16 protein-coding genes and 1 pseudogene are annotated in these 15,277 nt (G+C 33.4%); 9 read left to right on the top strand and 8 right to left on the bottom strand.

The window, feature by feature from the left end; all coding sequences use genetic code 11:
* The first annotated feature begins 37 nt into the window (after positions 1-37).
* Positions 38-1,684 (top strand): DUF2075 domain-containing protein, encoded by a 1,647-nt coding sequence (locus ACMZ42_RS09195; RefSeq protein WP_415731253.1) that lies wholly within the window; start codon positions 38-40, stop codon positions 1,682-1,684.
* A 301-nt stretch (positions 1,685-1,985) separates the two neighbouring features.
* Entirely contained in the window at positions 1,986-2,612 is a 627-nt protein-coding gene (locus ACMZ42_RS09190; RefSeq protein ID WP_415731252.1) for a hypothetical protein, read from the top strand.
* A 115-nt stretch (positions 2,613-2,727) separates the two neighbouring features.
* Here the strand turns inward: ACMZ42_RS09190 and ACMZ42_RS09185 are convergent, their stop codons facing one another.
* Both ACMZ42_RS09185 and ACMZ42_RS09180 read right to left on the bottom strand, forming a co-directional pair.
* Complete coding sequence (locus ACMZ42_RS09185; RefSeq protein ID WP_415731251.1) at positions 2,728-3,231, bottom strand: restriction endonuclease; 504 nt, start codon at positions 3,229-3,231, stop codon at positions 2,728-2,730.
* 198 nt (positions 3,232-3,429) lie between these two features.
* Positions 3,430-3,498: pseudogene (locus ACMZ42_RS09180) on the bottom strand (hypothetical protein); the annotation flags it as partial.
* Between the two features lie 458 nt (positions 3,499-3,956).
* Here ACMZ42_RS09180 and ACMZ42_RS09175 point away from each other — a divergent pair.
* Together ACMZ42_RS09175 and ACMZ42_RS09170 are read left to right on the top strand one after the other, a co-directional pair.
* The gene (locus tag ACMZ42_RS09175) at positions 3,957-4,211 is read left to right on the top strand and encodes a hypothetical protein (RefSeq protein WP_415731250.1); all 255 of its coding nucleotides are present in this window, start codon (positions 3,957-3,959) and stop codon (positions 4,209-4,211) included.
* A 15-nt stretch (positions 4,212-4,226) separates the two neighbouring features.
* Positions 4,227-6,047, top strand: coding sequence for a DUF262 domain-containing protein (locus tag ACMZ42_RS09170; RefSeq protein ID WP_415731249.1), 1,821 nt, complete (start codon positions 4,227-4,229; stop codon positions 6,045-6,047).
* A gap of 257 nt (positions 6,048-6,304) precedes the next feature.
* Here the strand turns inward: ACMZ42_RS09170 and ACMZ42_RS09165 are convergent, their stop codons facing one another.
* The 3 genes from ACMZ42_RS09165 to ACMZ42_RS09155 all read right to left on the bottom strand — a co-directional run bounded on the left by ACMZ42_RS09165 (position 6,305) and on the right by ACMZ42_RS09155 (position 7,799).
* Positions 6,305-6,472, bottom strand: a complete 168-nt coding sequence (locus tag ACMZ42_RS09165) for a hypothetical protein (protein WP_415731248.1) — start codon at positions 6,470-6,472, stop codon at positions 6,305-6,307.
* Between the two features lie 396 nt (positions 6,473-6,868).
* Positions 6,869-7,168: a hypothetical protein gene (locus ACMZ42_RS09160; protein ID WP_415731247.1), complete on the bottom strand. Its 300-nt coding sequence runs from the start codon at positions 7,166-7,168 to the stop codon at positions 6,869-6,871.
* Between the two features lie 349 nt (positions 7,169-7,517).
* Entirely contained in the window at positions 7,518-7,799 is a 282-nt protein-coding gene (locus ACMZ42_RS09155; RefSeq protein WP_415731245.1) for a hypothetical protein, read from the bottom strand.
* Between the two features lie 504 nt (positions 7,800-8,303).
* On the opposite strand from ACMZ42_RS09155, the gene ACMZ42_RS09150 reads away from it, so the two are divergent.
* Positions 8,304-9,767, top strand: a complete 1,464-nt coding sequence (locus tag ACMZ42_RS09150) for a DUF6930 domain-containing protein (RefSeq protein ID WP_415731244.1) — start codon at positions 8,304-8,306, stop codon at positions 9,765-9,767.
* Between the two features lie 92 nt (positions 9,768-9,859).
* Here the strand turns inward: ACMZ42_RS09150 and ACMZ42_RS09145 are convergent, their stop codons facing one another.
* The gene (locus tag ACMZ42_RS09145) at positions 9,860-10,300 is read right to left on the bottom strand and encodes a cell wall hydrolase (RefSeq protein ID WP_415731243.1); all 441 of its coding nucleotides are present in this window, start codon (positions 10,298-10,300) and stop codon (positions 9,860-9,862) included.
* 153 nt (positions 10,301-10,453) lie between these two features.
* Positions 10,454-11,005, bottom strand: a complete 552-nt coding sequence (locus tag ACMZ42_RS09140; RefSeq protein WP_415731242.1) for an ECF transporter S component — start codon at positions 11,003-11,005, stop codon at positions 10,454-10,456.
* A 188-nt stretch (positions 11,006-11,193) separates the two neighbouring features.
* Here ACMZ42_RS09140 and ACMZ42_RS09135 point away from each other — a divergent pair, with 188 nt between their 5' ends.
* From ACMZ42_RS09135 to ACMZ42_RS09125, 3 genes are all read left to right on the top strand, one after another.
* Positions 11,194-12,045, top strand: a complete 852-nt coding sequence (locus tag ACMZ42_RS09135) for a pyridoxamine kinase (protein WP_415731363.1) — start codon at positions 11,194-11,196, stop codon at positions 12,043-12,045.
* Between the two features lie 137 nt (positions 12,046-12,182).
* Entirely contained in the window at positions 12,183-12,476 is a 294-nt protein-coding gene (locus ACMZ42_RS09130; protein WP_415731241.1) for a hypothetical protein, read from the top strand.
* 98 nt (positions 12,477-12,574) lie between these two features.
* Positions 12,575-12,985: a UPF0158 family protein gene (locus tag ACMZ42_RS09125; RefSeq protein WP_402869386.1), complete on the top strand. Its 411-nt coding sequence runs from the start codon at positions 12,575-12,577 to the stop codon at positions 12,983-12,985.
* Between the two features lie 133 nt (positions 12,986-13,118).
* On the opposite strand, the gene ACMZ42_RS09120 is transcribed toward ACMZ42_RS09125, so the two are convergent.
* Entirely contained in the window at positions 13,119-13,373 is a 255-nt protein-coding gene (locus ACMZ42_RS09120; protein ID WP_415731240.1) for a hypothetical protein, read from the bottom strand.
* 656 nt (positions 13,374-14,029) lie between these two features.
* Here ACMZ42_RS09120 and ACMZ42_RS09115 point away from each other — a divergent pair.
* On the top strand, positions 14,030-15,232 hold the full coding sequence (locus tag ACMZ42_RS09115) for an alpha/beta hydrolase fold domain-containing protein (protein WP_415731239.1): 1,203 nt from the start codon (positions 14,030-14,032) through the stop codon (positions 15,230-15,232).
* The last annotated feature ends 45 nt before the right edge of the window (positions 15,233-15,277 follow it).

Genomic DNA, 15,277 nt, shown 5'->3' with positions numbered 1-15,277 from the left:
ATAAGTTTATCTATTTCGTAAGTAAGGTGACATTAAGGTGAATACAGTTGAAATTAATACATGGCCATTTAATGAAAAAAGCTTAAAAAGTATCAATAACAAAGAAAGCTATTTAAATTATCCAGTCATTTATCTTTTAAAGGATCAAAAAGAGGCATACATTGGGGAAACAGTGGCTTTCAAAAATCGGATGCGTTCACATTTAAAAACAAAAGAACGTCAGAGATTAGATGAGATGCATTTAATTCATCATGAGGAGTTTAATCGTTCTGCAACGTTTCACTTAGAAACGAAGCTTATTAATTATTTTCTGGGAGACCAAAAATATAAGCTACAAAATAAGAGCCAAACGGTAAATAATATTTCACATAATTACTTCAATAAAAAGTTTTATGATCGTGATATTTTTAAAGAAATTTGGCAACGTCTAGTAAATCAAGGGATAGTTAATAATGAACAGCATATAATTGAAAACCGTGACGTTTTTAAGCTTTCACCTTTTAAGGAATTGTCAGTTGGACAATTAGAGTTAAAGGAAAAAGTTATTGAAATTTGCGAGCAAAATATTTCTCGTTCAGAAGAAGATAAGTCATTTTTATTCTTGATTCAAGGTGAAGCGGGAGCAGGTAAAAGTGTTGTATTAAGTTCTATATTTAATACTATACAAGAGCTGTCTACAGATATTACATCACAGTTATATAACTCAGAAAATTATTTAGTTGTTAACCATGATGAGATGCTCAAAACATATAAAAATATAGCTTCTAAGTTAAAGTTTTTAAAAGCTAAAAATTTTGATAGACCAACACCTTTAATTAATCGTTTAAAAAAATCAGGCGAAAAAGCTGACATTATATTAGTGGATGAAGGACATTTATTGTTAACTAGGCCAGATACATATAATAATTTTACAGACAATAATCAGCTTGAAGAGCTTATGAAGTTGGCGAAAATCGTTGTAGTTGTTTATGATGAAAGCCAAGTATTGAAACTTGAAAGCTTTTGGAAGGAAGCTACTTTGGATGCTTTAATGCAACAAAGTGATTATGAAAAATACGAATTAAAAAATCAATTCCGCATGAGAGCAAACGAAGAGGTAATTGAATGGATTGATCATTTTAAAAATAAAAAGATTTCTCCTATTCCTAACGATAAAGAATTTGAGTTGAAGATATTTGATTCTTTACTAACAATGCATGAAGCAATTATTGAAAAGAATAATGATTATGGTTTAAGTCGAGTTGTTTCAACATTTGATTATTTACATAAGAAAGATGGCGGGATCTATTATATATCGGAAGATAAGGGTAATTACAAAATTCCGTGGAACATAACCGATGGGAAATATACCTGGGCAGAAAAAGATTCTACTATAAAAGAAGCAGGCTCAATCTATACTATTCAAGGTTTTGATTTAAACTATGTTGGTGTAATCCTAGGACCATCTATAACATACGATAAGCAATCCGATTGTTTAGTAATAATACCTGAGAATTACAAAGATGTAGGTGCATTTGCAGGAATTGAAGGTATAGAAAATGTTAAACAAGCAAAAGAAAAGATTATTCTTAATTCCATGAATGTGCTTATGAAACGGGGAATTGAAGGACTATATATTTATGCTAGTGATGAAGCACTACGAGAACGATTATTAGAACTTCAAGTAGAAAGTTTGAAAAATTAATCATAATTTTAAAGAGACAATTAAAAAGCTCAATAGATATGAGGGAGATAAACATGACTATTGAGCTTTTTATGTTCAGAGAATTTCACCATGTGGACAGTTAATACAATAAATTAAACTAATCACTAATATCTAGCTCTATGTGCGACGATGGATTAAACCGTGTTTCAAAATTCATTGATATAATCTAGTAGATTCAAATCACCGAATTTCTAAAAACGGAAAATTCAGAATTGTTTTGTGCGACACTAGTGAAAGTCAGCATATTTAATAATTCTCGTACTATGAAAGGAAGCCCTAAATGATTGATAATATTATAGAAGACTATAAAAAATATAGGAAAAAGATACTTAAAAAAGGATATGAGGTAGTTGGAATACCATTAACTATAAGTTTTTTTGTACTATTGTTCAGTACAATTATAAGCTTCTTTTTAATTTTAGAATTAAGCAATTGGTTTTTACTACTTGAAATAATCTTAGTGATTATACTGTTGAAAATTAACAAAAAAGTTGATAATTCACTTAAAATAAGTTGGTTAAATTATAAAGAGAAATTAAAAGATTACATAGCGTATTACTTAAAGGAGAGGGGGTTTATCCTTTCTGATCAATTTAGAGAGCTATCAATTATTTTAAAAGAGAAAAGTGAGAAAAAATATAAAAAGTATGACTTAAACCCCTATTTAGCTATGGTTGTAGCAATTATTATTTTTGCATTAAGTCTTTTAACGAATGATAGTTTAAAACCATTAATTGCTACAATATCACTTAGTAGTATTTTTTTCATTATTAGTATAAATCCTATAGTAAATATCTATACTAGTATATTTATTAATAAGGATAGTGAGATAATTTATGAGCTTGCAAGTATTGTTGATGAACTTTATTTTGAGGTTTCTATAAAGGAAGCTAAAGCTGAATTATAAATCTTTATTTGAGAGGAATATTATGCGAAATAAAAGTATACTTTAAGAAACGTATATTGATATACCGCAAAAAATGCAGCAATCTTCGTATGAAGCTCGCTGCATTTTCTTGTTATTAACTCTCCTCAAAAAAGTCCAAATCCATCCGCTTAATTGTAAACGTTTGAACATTCGACACACCAACATTGTATAAAAACATTAGCTCAGTTAGTTTCATTCCATCAATTAAAATTAATGATTTATCGATACTCTCGGAATATTCAATTGCTTCTTTTGTAAAGCGAGATGTAGTGATGAAAATCCCTTTGTTTGCTTTAAAGCCTACTAAGCTTCCTACAAATGCTTGGATATCGGGTCTTGAAACAGGATTTGACCAACGTTTTCCCTGTAAGTAGATTTTATCTAATCCTAGGACATCTTCTTTCACAATGCCATCTATTCCACCATCACCAGATTTTCCTACTGCTTTCCCAGCATCTGAAATCGACCCTCCGTAACCCATTGCTACTATTAAGTTTACAATCAATTGCTCAAAGAATTGAGGGGAGCATTCCATAATTTTTTCTAATAGTTCGGTTTGCAATGACTGCTTTAAGATTAGATAGTTTTCATTCATCATTTCTAATGGGGTTCTGGAATCCTCAGAAAAAACTGTTTTTATATCAGAATCTGTGGAAGGTTTAGTACGATTTTTAAATTCTAAAAATTGGGGGTAACGTTCTAATACTCTCTGATTGATTTCTTTATCAGACGAATCTTGAAGAAGTTTTAAGCCTTCTGGTGTAATTTTAAATACAGCACGTTTTGGACTACTAATGAGACCAGCATTTTTAAGATAAGTACGTGCCCAACCTATTCGATTAACAACAACTGTTTGATTTCCAATAGGGAGAAGTTCTTCTACTTGTTCTTCTGATAAATTAAAATATTGAGGTAAAAATTTAATTCTTTCAATGTATGCTCATTTTCATCTTTTAGATAGTCTAAAAAAGGATACATAAATTGTTCATAAGTAGGTATTTGCAAGTGAGTCATTCCTTTGTATTAATATAAAAAAATCTATATTTTTATTTTACGATAATTGTATAAGATGTGGGACTTAATATTATGTATAATATAGGCATAAGGAAAAAATATAATTTAATGCCATTTTTAGGGCATATTGATAAGAAGTAGAATTGGAGATTAAACAGCTTATTGGAAGAAAGAACACATCCTGAGTGTTTTATTGGTCTTGAAGTCAGCCATAAATATAGGAAATATTTACGTTAAACATTTACCTTTTATGTAAGGGAAGCGTCCACATTTAGAGTTTGTGTGATTTAATACCGGAGGAGGGATATAATGCGTGGGGAAAAGTATTTGCAACTACAACAATTTTTAAAATCAAATGGTTCAGAGTGTATTACACTTTCTTTTGGAAATATCGAAATGATTTTAGGTTTCAAACTTCCCGACTCAGCATATAAATATTCTGCTTGGTGGAGTAATAATATTGGTTCTCATACACAAGCGTACTCTTGGGTTGACGCTGGTTACAAAACTCAATCAATTCAATTGGGAAATCAAGTTATTTTTAAGAAAGATATAATAAGATGAAAAAAGGAGATTAAAATGAGTAGCACATTTAAGTCAAACGATACAGCAATTGTAGATATTTTAAAAAATATAGAGAATGGACAAATTCAACTACCAGATTTCCAGCGTGGATGGGTTTGGGATGATCATCGTATAAAAGCATTAATCGCAAGTATTTCAAATGCATACCCTGTTGGAGCATTGATGTTTTTGGAGTTTAGTGAAAATGGTGAAATTCGTTTTAAATATCGCCCGTTTACAGGTGCTAATGCAGCAGATAGTCCAGAAATTTTAGTCTTGGATGGACAGCAAAGGATGACGTCAATTTTTAACTCTTTATATTCGAGAAAACCGGTACAAACGCGCACTGAAAAAAATAAAGAAATCCAACGCTATTATTATTTAGATATTGAAAAAAGCTTGAATAGTACAACGGACCGTGTAGATGCAGTAATTTCTGTTCCAGAAGATAAAATTATCCGAACAAATTTTGGGCGAGATATAGAGCTAGATGTTAGTACGCGAGAGAAAGAATTTGCTAATAAAATGTTTCCATTAAACATTGTCTATGATTCTGTGGAATGCATGATGTGGATGAGTGAGTATCAAAAATTCTATAATTACGACCCTTTAATCTTTCAAGATTATATAGAATTTAACAAAGAAGTACTAGTACCAATTCAAACGTATAAAGTGCCAGTTATTACTTTAGGAAAAAATACACCTAAAGATGCCGTTTGCCAAGTTTTTGAAAATGTAAATACTGGCGGAGTCTCGTTAACTGTTTTTGAATTGGTAACAGCTACTTTTGCTGCAGATAATTTTGAACTTCGAAAAGATTGGGAAGAACGAATGAAAAAAATGATCGATTTGTCTGCTTTATCGTATGCAAATCAAGATCAAGCACTACTAAAAGTAGTATCTTCATCAGATTTTTTAACTGCGATAACGCTTTTAGATCGCTATTATGTTCGTAAAAATGGTGGGGAAGCAATAAGTTGTAAAAAACGTGATGTTTTAAAACTAACCTTAGAGAAATATCAAAAGTATTCAGAGGATTTAATGGAAGGCTTTATTCAAGCGGCTAACTTTTTGAAGGAACAACGGATTTTTACTGCACGTGATTTACCATACAGTACTCAATTAATCCCATTATCGGTTATGTTCACGGTACTTAAAAGCAAAGCACAGGATAGCACAGTGAAACAAAAAATATCTAGTTGGTATTGGTGTGGTGTATTTGGTGAGATGTATGGAGGAGCAAATGAAACTAGATTTGCTACGGATGTTTCTGGAATGATGGAATGGATTGATGGAGGAAAAGAACCAGATACTGTACAACGAGCATACTTCCAACCTACCAGATTACTTTCTTTACAATCTCGGTTAAGTGCTGCGTATAAAGGAGTAAATGCACTAATACTAAAAAAGGGTTGTTTAGACTTCATTACAGGTAGCTCAATGGACTTTACTACATTTTTAGATGAAAGTACAGATATACATCATATATTCCCTCGTAAATATTGTGAGGATAACAAGTTAGAAAAACGAAAATGGAATTCCGTTGTGAATAAAACCCCATTATTTGCTAAAACAAATCGAGGAATTGGTGGTTCTGCACCAAGTAAATATTCTCAAAAAATTATAATTGATAATCGAGTAACTGAAAAAAATCTAAATAATTATCTTGAAACACATTTAATTAGTATTGAAGATTTGAAAAATGATAATTTCGAAGAATATTTTATCAAAAGAGCAAAATCGTTACTGAACTTGATAAGTGTTGCAATGGATAAACCAATCTCAAACTTAGATGGGGAAGATGTTGTAAAAGCATTCGGTAAAGCGTTAATTTAAATTCTCTTTTGAATATAGTTTAGTAATAAAACCTGAGAATTATGAGACGAATTAAAAAGCTCAATAGGTATGACCATATACTATTGAGCTTTTGTAATCAATTACTAATTTTCTAAGAGTTTATTTTCTTTTTATAAATGAATCAAGTCAAACCCGACTACAGCAATACTTAAGCAAACAGTAGCAAATAGATTTTCACCTATTTTGAATTAAGGGTACAACGTATTTCGCGTTTACTGTTAATACAATAAATAGAACTAATCACCATAACCAATATCTAGCACCTTGTGCGACGATGAATCGGTCAAGCCACTGTTCCAATTACATGTAACATTTAGGATTTCCCCATTTTCTCTTTGTATGGTTAAGTTCTTTTCTTTTTCTAATCGTTTATTTAATGATGTTAAAACTAATTCAATAGACATATTGAATCACCTTATTTCAATAGTTAATATTTTATCCATCAGGGAGATACAGTGCCTCTGTGGAAAGAGTAAGGCTTATAATTATTCTCTAATTTTTAGTAGTTTAGCTAACACTAAATAAATTATTAAAGTACTTAAGCCTAATAGTGTAAAATCAAAAAAAAATTATTAATCCCTAGGTCCTATTATTTGAAGAATTGATACGTCTTCTGAACCTTTATACTGAATCCATTTAAATGGAAATCCTAAAATGAGTGCAATTACCAAACTATTAATAGCCATATATTATATTTTCTCTTATACATAGTCACACCTCGGAAAAATAAGTTGCAAACATAGTTTCTTAATATTATGGCGTCACCTTTATTCTTGTTTTCCCTCACTTTTTGTTTACGTTTAGTATAAAATAAACGTCATAACTATCGCAGTAAGAGCAGAGATAACAAACCTCCCCACTATAATCCATTGAGGAATATCTTTTTTTTCGACTCTCGTCACAAAATATTCAGTAACTCTAACAACCAAAAATAAAACTAAAGCTGGTATAGCTAGAACATTAATTGTAAGCTCTTTGCCAGTTACGAGGATTAAAGAAACAAATAACATTCCATATACTAATGCTACATAAAATCCATTACTCAATGGACCTAGAACTCCGGATTCACTCAATTTTTTCTTATTTGTAGTCAAGGACAATATAAATCCCCCTAACTTTTCTTTTGCGAGGCCAATAGCGAAAAAAGAAAGAACATTTGAGTGAGTTCTCACGTTCTTTCTTTGCCTATTACCGAAACTTGCTGCAACTTAACTAATTATTAAACTTAGACTTCTTATTATTAAAGAATTTCACAATCAAAACGATGATAATTGTGTAAAAAGCGAAAAAACCTATTGTAAAAGAAATATCAAGGTAATTCACACTCACCGCTATTACCTCCTTCACAACTAATAAATCTAAAAGCAAAAGGGACAGCTAGAGTTTTTAGTTTCTTTATGCTACCTTACCTTTAACCGGATTCTTTATGAATGAAAACTATATTTAGATTCATCTATACGCCTGTTTACCTGATTTACTAAATTTATTAATAAGAAGTTGAATACAACCACCTAAAAGACCAAATATAATTACACCTGTCCATGGTAAGTTCACTTTAAATGCATTATCTTGTACATGAACATAAACAATATCTTGACCAAAAATCGTAGGTTGAAAATTAAATGATTCTACTTTAAATAACACAATAGCAATAGTTCCTAAAAACGTAATTAAAGTGAAAGCAATAATACTAAATAGAATAGCAGCAATAGTTTTATGTGATTTCTTCATCTCTACCTCCCAATTTTTTTGAAATTATTTGATAATCCTTTTAAGGAGTAAAACAAGAAAATACTATGAAGTCTTATGATAATTAAAATATTCCACTAATCAATGTTAAATTTTAAAGTGAAATTTAAAAATCCCTCTCTTAAGTAGTACCATACCATTAGCTCTAAAAATTCCAAAATCAACTTTTGTTGAAAATTGAACAAAAATTGATAAAAGTCAGAAAAATATCTTTTGCTTTCTAAAAAATGAATTTGTGATTCCAATAGGGAGCTGTTACTAGACAACACTTAGAGTGTTTCGCACAATTAACATAGCAAGTATAGAAGAGAATGATAATTGGGGAATGAATTTTGAAGTATTGCAGAACGGACAGGTTGTTAGTAAAGTGAATAGAAAGTGGTTCATTTTGAGAATAGATACAAAGTAGATGGAACAAGTGATTATTACATTTCTGTGTGAAAGCAGGTCAGCATCCTTTAACAAATAGAAGAAGGAGGGTAAATAATGATACAGTTGCATATTGAAAGTAAGAAAAAACCGGAGATTTATCGAAAGTTATTGTTACCGAAGAATAGTAGTTTTTCCAGGCTAGATGAAATTATATTACTAAGTTTTGATTTGGATGGGGCGGACTATTTTGATTTTGAAATGGTTAAAAAAGATGGACGAGAATCTAAAGATAAGATTTGTTTTTTACCTAAAAATGATACGGATTTAGATACAGATGAAGAGTTGGTCGATGAATGGCTTCGAAAACCTGGTGATGAAGCCATCGCACAAGTAATTGATTATAGTGATTCATTTACTATTCGATTAGAGAGCAATGAGGATTTATCTACGAACTCTGAAAGTCCTTTATGTATTGCTGGAGTAGGTAATATTCATACGGGTAAATTGGACAAGATCAATTTAGAGGAAATTAATGAACTGATAGAGGATGAAGAGGCAATTAGTTTACTAGAAAACCTAGAGCCCAATTATCTTATTTTATTGGAGCTTACTAATGACCTGAAAAAATTAAAGCCATGGCAATATTTTAGGGATGATGAAGTCGTTGCCATTCACTTTGAAGATGTAGATTACAAAGTACTTGTTTCTGTTATGGGAGCTGGTGGCGAAGAGTTTGGGTTAATGATTTTTGATATGGAACTTGGCTATAATAGCTTATCGAAGATTCTTTATGAGAAAAATTTATCGAGTGATTTCTCCTATGGTCTAAATGCTTTAACTGTGAATTTTGTTGATAGAGAAGAGTTAGACCAAGCAGATTATCTGTTAATTAAAGATTATGGGCTGTCGTTTAGAGGGAAGAAAAACTGGATTCAATTCCGTAGCTATCTGGAGGGAACGCATCCTGAAAGACCAAATTATCTAGAGGTAGAGCTATTAATTGATGTTGTAAGTAGGATGATTAATATTACAGAAGCTCGAAAGGATGGGTGGGAATATCCACAGTTAGAAGAACATCAATATCCAACGTTTAAAGTGCAAATGGATGGTGAGCTTCAAGAGATCTATATTTTGCAAATAAATATGTCAAAGCCAACGTATGAGTGCTACGAGGAAATTTCGATGTTTGAAAAAGCAAAATATAAGAAAAAGCCTAAAAGCGCATTACAAGTAGAATATGATGTATTTTACATGCCTTTTGGCGTAGAATCGGAAGAAACGAACCGCACTGTTTATCCGATTGCTGGTCTGCTTGTTGAACGAGGAAGCAATTTGGTTATTGAACATGAATTGTTCCCTATGCCGAAAACGCCACCAAATGCACAAGGCGTACTATGGGCATTTTTACAAGGCTTAGAGGTAAGACCAAGTAAAGTATTTGTCTCTAAAGAATTAAGTCCTATGCTTCAACCACTAGCAAAAATTATAGGGGTGGAACTTGTAGAAAGTGAACTTCCTTACATTCGAGAAGTGAGAGAATTTATGAATAACATGTCAATGGATTTAATTGAAGAATAGTGAATAATTAGACCAAAAAAAATCCCACGGAAAAGTTGACTTTTCCGTGAGATTTTTTTGTTAAAGTTATGACCAAAACGTAAAATGATTCCCTATCCTTGATAAACACTTTCACATGTATCAGGTGCTGGTTCATAGAAGCAATGATTTTTAAATTGACCAGTAAAAGGTTGGCCGTACCATGTTGGAGGACATGGCGCGTATGGATTGAAGTACCAAAGTGCGTATTTCGCTGGATGATCTCGCCAATAATCCAGAGTTAATTTTGCTAATCTTCTTTCATTAGGTCGCGCTCTTTGGTAAAACATATTCCCTTTTTGAACAGCTTCAAAAGAATAATTTCCTCCCTGTACCTGATAAATAACATCATTAATGGTTCTTAAATCTTTAAAGTCTGGACATTCTGCTATAGCACGATTCACAATGACATTGCCAACATATAGCATTCCTTGGTTTCCTTCACCTTCCGCTTCTGCTCTCATCATCCTTGCCACTAAGTCAACGTCAGAATTTATATACTTTACTCTTGGCATTTTTTCACCTCCACCATATAGTATGAAAAAAAGCCGTCATTATTGTCATTTGAAATTCTAAACGTAGCGATACTCGTAAATATAATGGTTTTATTATCGAAAAAAACACGCCATCTATGCTGTCAGCAAAACAACAAGATGGCGTGTTTATTATTAGAAATTCTTTTTGAAGTACGGTGTTTTTTTCATCACGATACATACTGGGATCGCGATAATTAAACCGACAACGTTTTGGATTATGTCTCCTGGAATGGATAACATAGGGGAAATCCAGTTGTTGAGCATAATCGCTTGCCCGATATAGTAGACTGCAATCATCACGGGCATTGAAACAACTGCCGCGAGAATGTTTAACCCAATGTTGTCGCCTCTATGTCCTTTAGACCAAGCGATTTTCCCAACGATAGCGCCTTGTAATGCGCGGGAGATGATTGTGATTGGCGCCCAAATTAACCAACCACCTACCATATCGAATAAGCCCATTCCGATTGCTCCAGCAAGTGCTCCCTTTTTAGGACCAAATAAAATCGACGCGATCAAAAGCATGGATGTCCCTAAGTGAATAAGTCCACCTTGCCCGAATGGTAGCTTTATATTAATGAACATTGTCGCGACGAAAACAAGTGCTGCAAGGATTGAAGTAATGACTAAATCAAATGTTTTCGTGCGTGGTTTTGTATAGGATTGACTTTGTATATTTTGCATTTGCATGTCCTCGCTAGGATGAATTTTTTAATAATTTTTACTTTAGCAAAGGACTGACTATCATAAAAGTGCCAATTTGATAAAAATATTAAAGGTCAGTTTATTTTTCTATAAGGGAGTGCATTTTCGCAGCTATCTAATTATGATACGATGAAGAGAATACATGCAGGATTAGTTAGGTGGAGAGTATGATGAAAAAAGTTGCTGTAATTCAGGATATGTCATCCTTTGGGAAGTGCTCGTTAACGGCTGCGATGCCTGTGCTGTCAGTGATGGGTGTTCAGGCGGTGCCATTACCAACTGCAATATTAACGGCGCAAACAGGGTATTCTAGTTTTTATTGTGAGGATTTAACGTCAAAGATGGACTACTTTGTGGATGAGTGGAGCAAGCTTGGTGCAACTTTTGATGGCATTCATACAGGTTTTGTTACAGGGAAGGAGCAAATCGATAACATCTTTCGGTTTTTAAACGTCTTCCACTCGAGTGAAACGACGCTGCTTGTCGATCCGGTAATGGGCGATTTGGGCGAGGTTTATAAAATGTATACAGGCGAGTTGCTTGATCGTATGAAGGCGCTGGTGAAGTGTGCAAATATTATTACGCCAAATATTACAGAATGCTGCTTGCTTACGGGTTTGTCATACGAAAAGCTACAAAGCTATCAGGACGATTCAGATTATCTTCAGGCGTTAGAGGAAGCGGGCCATCAGCTGCAGCAGGAAACTAGAGCGAACGTTATTATTACCGGTTTGAATCCGCCGCCAGCAGATGCGAATAAGCGCTATGTAGGTAATATGTATATCGATGCACATCGTTCATTTTCTAGCATCCGAGAATATAACGGCGAGAGCTATTCAGGGACAGGTGATTTGTTTGCATCCGTCATTATGGGTGGCATGATGCGCGGGCAGGATTTAGTTGAGTCGATGAAGCTTGCGGAGACGTTTTTAGCCGCTTCAATTGAAGCTACGTCGAAGGAGCAAATTCCTCGCGAAGCAGGCGTGAATTTTGAAAAGTTTTTACGAATGCTACTTTAGAAAAGTCAGGGTTTTTATAACTACGTTGTTACATGGGCATTCATCAGTTTATTGAAGGTAAAGCCCGTACGAATTGATGAGGGATGGATTTTTAGTTAAAAGGTAATAATGAAAATCATGAATTGGGGAGGTGTATAATGGATTCAATTAGATATTATGTAGTGCAAGTAGATAATCGCTATTACCAGGGGGAAATTGACCTTCTTACATTTACGGATGACGAAGAACAGGCCTTTGCGTTTACGGATATTGTGGCGGCAAACGAATTGGCTAATGAGGTCAATGGAATCGTCCTGACAAGAGAAGTCAGTTATAAGGAGCTAGAAGACTTTTCAGCACAATATCTGGTTGAGTACGAAGCATTGCCAATAGAAGAGCGTGACACGATAGAATCGTTTTGTAGGGAGCTCAGTATAGGAATGTTTGAATAAATGCCGAATTGAATCTTTTCGGCTCTTTTTTATGCAGTTTTTGACTGAGCTTAGGCATTCTACCCCTGTCCGTGTAGCACTAATATGAGGTGAGGAAATTGAAACTACTAGATGAACTTGTGGATATATTTTTAAATGGAAATGATAATGGCATATCGTATGTGTTAAATCGTCGAACGGGTGAAGTTCTTTTGGATGCGCCAGAATTTATAACTGGTGAGCCTGAGATTGATTGGGATGATGAGGAAGTGGCTGTGGATTTAGTGATGATTCCAAACGTTTCATCATCTGAAATGTATGATGTCATGGTCAGTTTTGCTAAAAAGCAATCAGATCCGATTACGATGCATTTAATCAATGTACTTAACGGAAGAAAACCTTTTCGAATTTTTAAAGAAAAAATTAATGAATTAGGCATCGAAAATCATTGGTACCAATTTGAACAGGATTATGCTATGAGTAGAATGACAGAGTGGCTAAAAGAGTTTTCCGAAATTGAAGACAGTTAAGCAATAAGTATTTTGAAAATTAAATGCATGTGGAAAAATGAGGTAGCGTAGCAGTGTAAAACACATCCCGAGTAAGTATGAGACGAACAAATTGCCACTATAAGAGAAATAGCCTTGAAGGCAAACTTCAAGGCTAAGAAGGATTTTTTACTAATTTAGTTTTTATGAGCGAGAAAACATGCATTATTTTATTTGTAATCCAAAGCGCTACTAGGACAATAAACGCTGCGATACCATGGCGCACAAATGGTGTCACTTCAGATAACGGATATGGATTTACCGGTCCCGGTTCTGGAGTTGACATCAAATAATATATGATTCCACGTTCTGTAATCACAAGAGATATTACAATTATGATAAAAAAGAGTATTACTTTTATTATCTTCATTTTCTAACTCTTTAGATTTATGAATTATTTTATAATCAATGATTTTTTTAGACGAACTTAAACACCTTAAACATTAATAATTTTCGGAATTTTTTGATTTTATAAATTCTCCTCTTTTCTTTTTTGTGATGTGAATACCATACCATTTGCAATAAAGTTTTATAATCAACTTTTGCTATTTTATTGTCAAAAATCGATAATTCAGATAACTTGACTTAACTCATTCCTTAATGTTTTAAAGTGATGTTCAAACTAGATTAATGATGCTTTACTTCCAATTAAACAGAGGGTTTTCCTAAGATTCTTTTTGTTTTCATCACGGCACTCCTGCTTTTCTTTTTTGCTTATGTTATTACAAAACCATCAGCTATAAAGTTTCGAAATCATTTTTTGTATATTTTTCTACAAATTCTGAAATTTGAGGACAATCAGCTACAACTCTGGGATTCGCGCATGTTACATACAGAATAAGGTGCTTTAAACATGCAGATTCCAGGTAACCACAACGGAGTCTTTGAACAATGGAGATTGTTATTCCTAAAGTTTTCAATGTGGCATATCATTTATATTAAAGTATGGATTATAAAATATTTACTAGAAATCTTATGTTTTAAGGCATTATAAAAATATGGTGTAGTATGGGGGATTTTTAAAAGATGGATCAGACAAAAGCAAATTTAAATTGGCGCCCTAGAGGTTTTCTTCAGTGGCTACTCACAATTCTCTCTGTGATAGTATGTTTCATTATCATTATAGTGGCATACTATATTTTAAATCCAAGTAATATGGATAAAATAATGAGTCTACTTGCATGGGGAGCTTCTATATTTCCGATTATTCTAGTAGTTACAGCATTAATAATAATAGTTTTACTAGCTCTTTCTTTTTGGAAGAAAACCTTAATTGCTCTTACTGTTCTAATTCCTATTTTGTTGTTATTAATTTTTTTAACTGTGCAGCCAATTAGTAATATGAAAAGCTATGCCAAAAGCGAGAATGTATCGGTTGCTCTTAGCTCACTTTTTTTCTATAAACAAAATATCTCAACAAAGCCTAGTGTAGATGTGGTATATGGGAAAACTACGGACGGCATTGAATTAAAGCTCGATGTGTGGCCAGCAAAGAAAAAATCAGAGGATGTTTTAACACCTGTCATTGTTCAAGTGCATGGGGGTGGTTGGGTAAGTGGAGATAAAGGCCAAGTTCAAGACTGGAATCAGTGGATGAATGATCAAGGGTACACTGTTTTTGATGTCCAATACCGTATGCCTCCTGAAGCAGGTTGGAAAGATGAAGTAGGGGATGTTAAATCGGCGATTGGTTGGATCGTGCAACATGCAGATACGTATAAGATTGATCCGAACAGAATCATTTTAATGGGAGAGTCTGCAGGGGGAAATCTAGCTATGCTTGCTGCATATAGTATGGGAGATAAGCATTTACCACCATCAACGGATGTACCGGATGTACCCATCAAGGCGGTGATTAACATGTATGGGCCATCAGATATGACTGAGTTTTACAAGAATAATCCGAGTAAGAATTATGTCCAAGATGTTATGAATAAGTACATTGGAGGCTCACCATCCGATTACCCTGAGCGTTATAAGATGCTTTCCCCTATAAGCTACACCCAGGAAAATACGCCACCAACTATTATGTTTTTAGGGACGGGTGATCGTATTGTCCCTGTAGAGCAGGCGAACGTATTGGATGAGAAACTGACTAAGAGCGGTGTAGCGCATGAACTTTATCTTCTTCCAAAGGTCGATCATGGCTTTGATGCAAATCCAGGTAGTTTGAGCACGCAATTTGCCAAGGAGAAAGTAAAAGCATTTCTTCAAAAATATGATAAATAATCATTACGCATAGATCCTAAGAGGAAACCTTTGAAGGCATTAACC

The sequence above is a fragment of the Lysinibacillus sp. NPDC056185 genome (assembly GCF_047737915.1).
In the GTDB taxonomy this organism is placed as follows: Bacteria; Bacillota; Bacilli; order Bacillales_A; family Planococcaceae; genus Lysinibacillus.
Note: the sequence above shows the minus strand (reverse complement) of the source record. Positions and strands in the feature narration are given on the sequence as shown.

Bases quoted from the DNA above. Each gene is read 5' to 3' on its own strand.
- ACMZ42_RS09140 (WP_415731242.1), bottom strand. From the start codon at position 11,005: ATGCAAAATATACAAAGTCAATCCTATACAAAACCACGCACGAAAACA.
- ACMZ42_RS09115 (WP_415731239.1), top strand. From the start codon at position 14,030: ATGGATCAGACAAAAGCAAATTTAAATTGGCGCCCTAGAGGTTTTCTT.
- ACMZ42_RS09145 (WP_415731243.1), bottom strand. From the start codon at position 10,300: ATGCCAAGAGTAAAGTATATAAATTCTGACGTTGACTTAGTGGCAAGG.
- ACMZ42_RS09155 (WP_415731245.1), bottom strand. From the start codon at position 7,799: ATGAAGAAATCACATAAAACTATTGCTGCTATTCTATTTAGTATTATT.
- ACMZ42_RS09175 (WP_415731250.1), top strand. From the start codon at position 3,957: ATGCGTGGGGAAAAGTATTTGCAACTACAACAATTTTTAAAATCAAAT.
- ACMZ42_RS09135 (WP_415731363.1), top strand. From the start codon at position 11,194: ATGATGAAAAAAGTTGCTGTAATTCAGGATATGTCATCCTTTGGGAAG.
- ACMZ42_RS09190 (WP_415731252.1), top strand. From the start codon at position 1,986: ATGATTGATAATATTATAGAAGACTATAAAAAATATAGGAAAAAGATA.
- ACMZ42_RS09130 (WP_415731241.1), top strand. From the start codon at position 12,183: ATGGATTCAATTAGATATTATGTAGTGCAAGTAGATAATCGCTATTAC.
- ACMZ42_RS09185 (WP_415731251.1), bottom strand. From the start codon at position 3,231: ATGATGAATGAAAACTATCTAATCTTAAAGCAGTCATTGCAAACCGAA.
- ACMZ42_RS09150 (WP_415731244.1), top strand. From the start codon at position 8,304: ATGATACAGTTGCATATTGAAAGTAAGAAAAAACCGGAGATTTATCGA.
- ACMZ42_RS09120 (WP_415731240.1), bottom strand. From the start codon at position 13,373: ATGAAGATAATAAAAGTAATACTCTTTTTTATCATAATTGTAATATCT.
- ACMZ42_RS09170 (WP_415731249.1), top strand. From the start codon at position 4,227: ATGAGTAGCACATTTAAGTCAAACGATACAGCAATTGTAGATATTTTA.
- ACMZ42_RS09165 (WP_415731248.1), bottom strand. From the start codon at position 6,472: ATGTCTATTGAATTAGTTTTAACATCATTAAATAAACGATTAGAAAAA.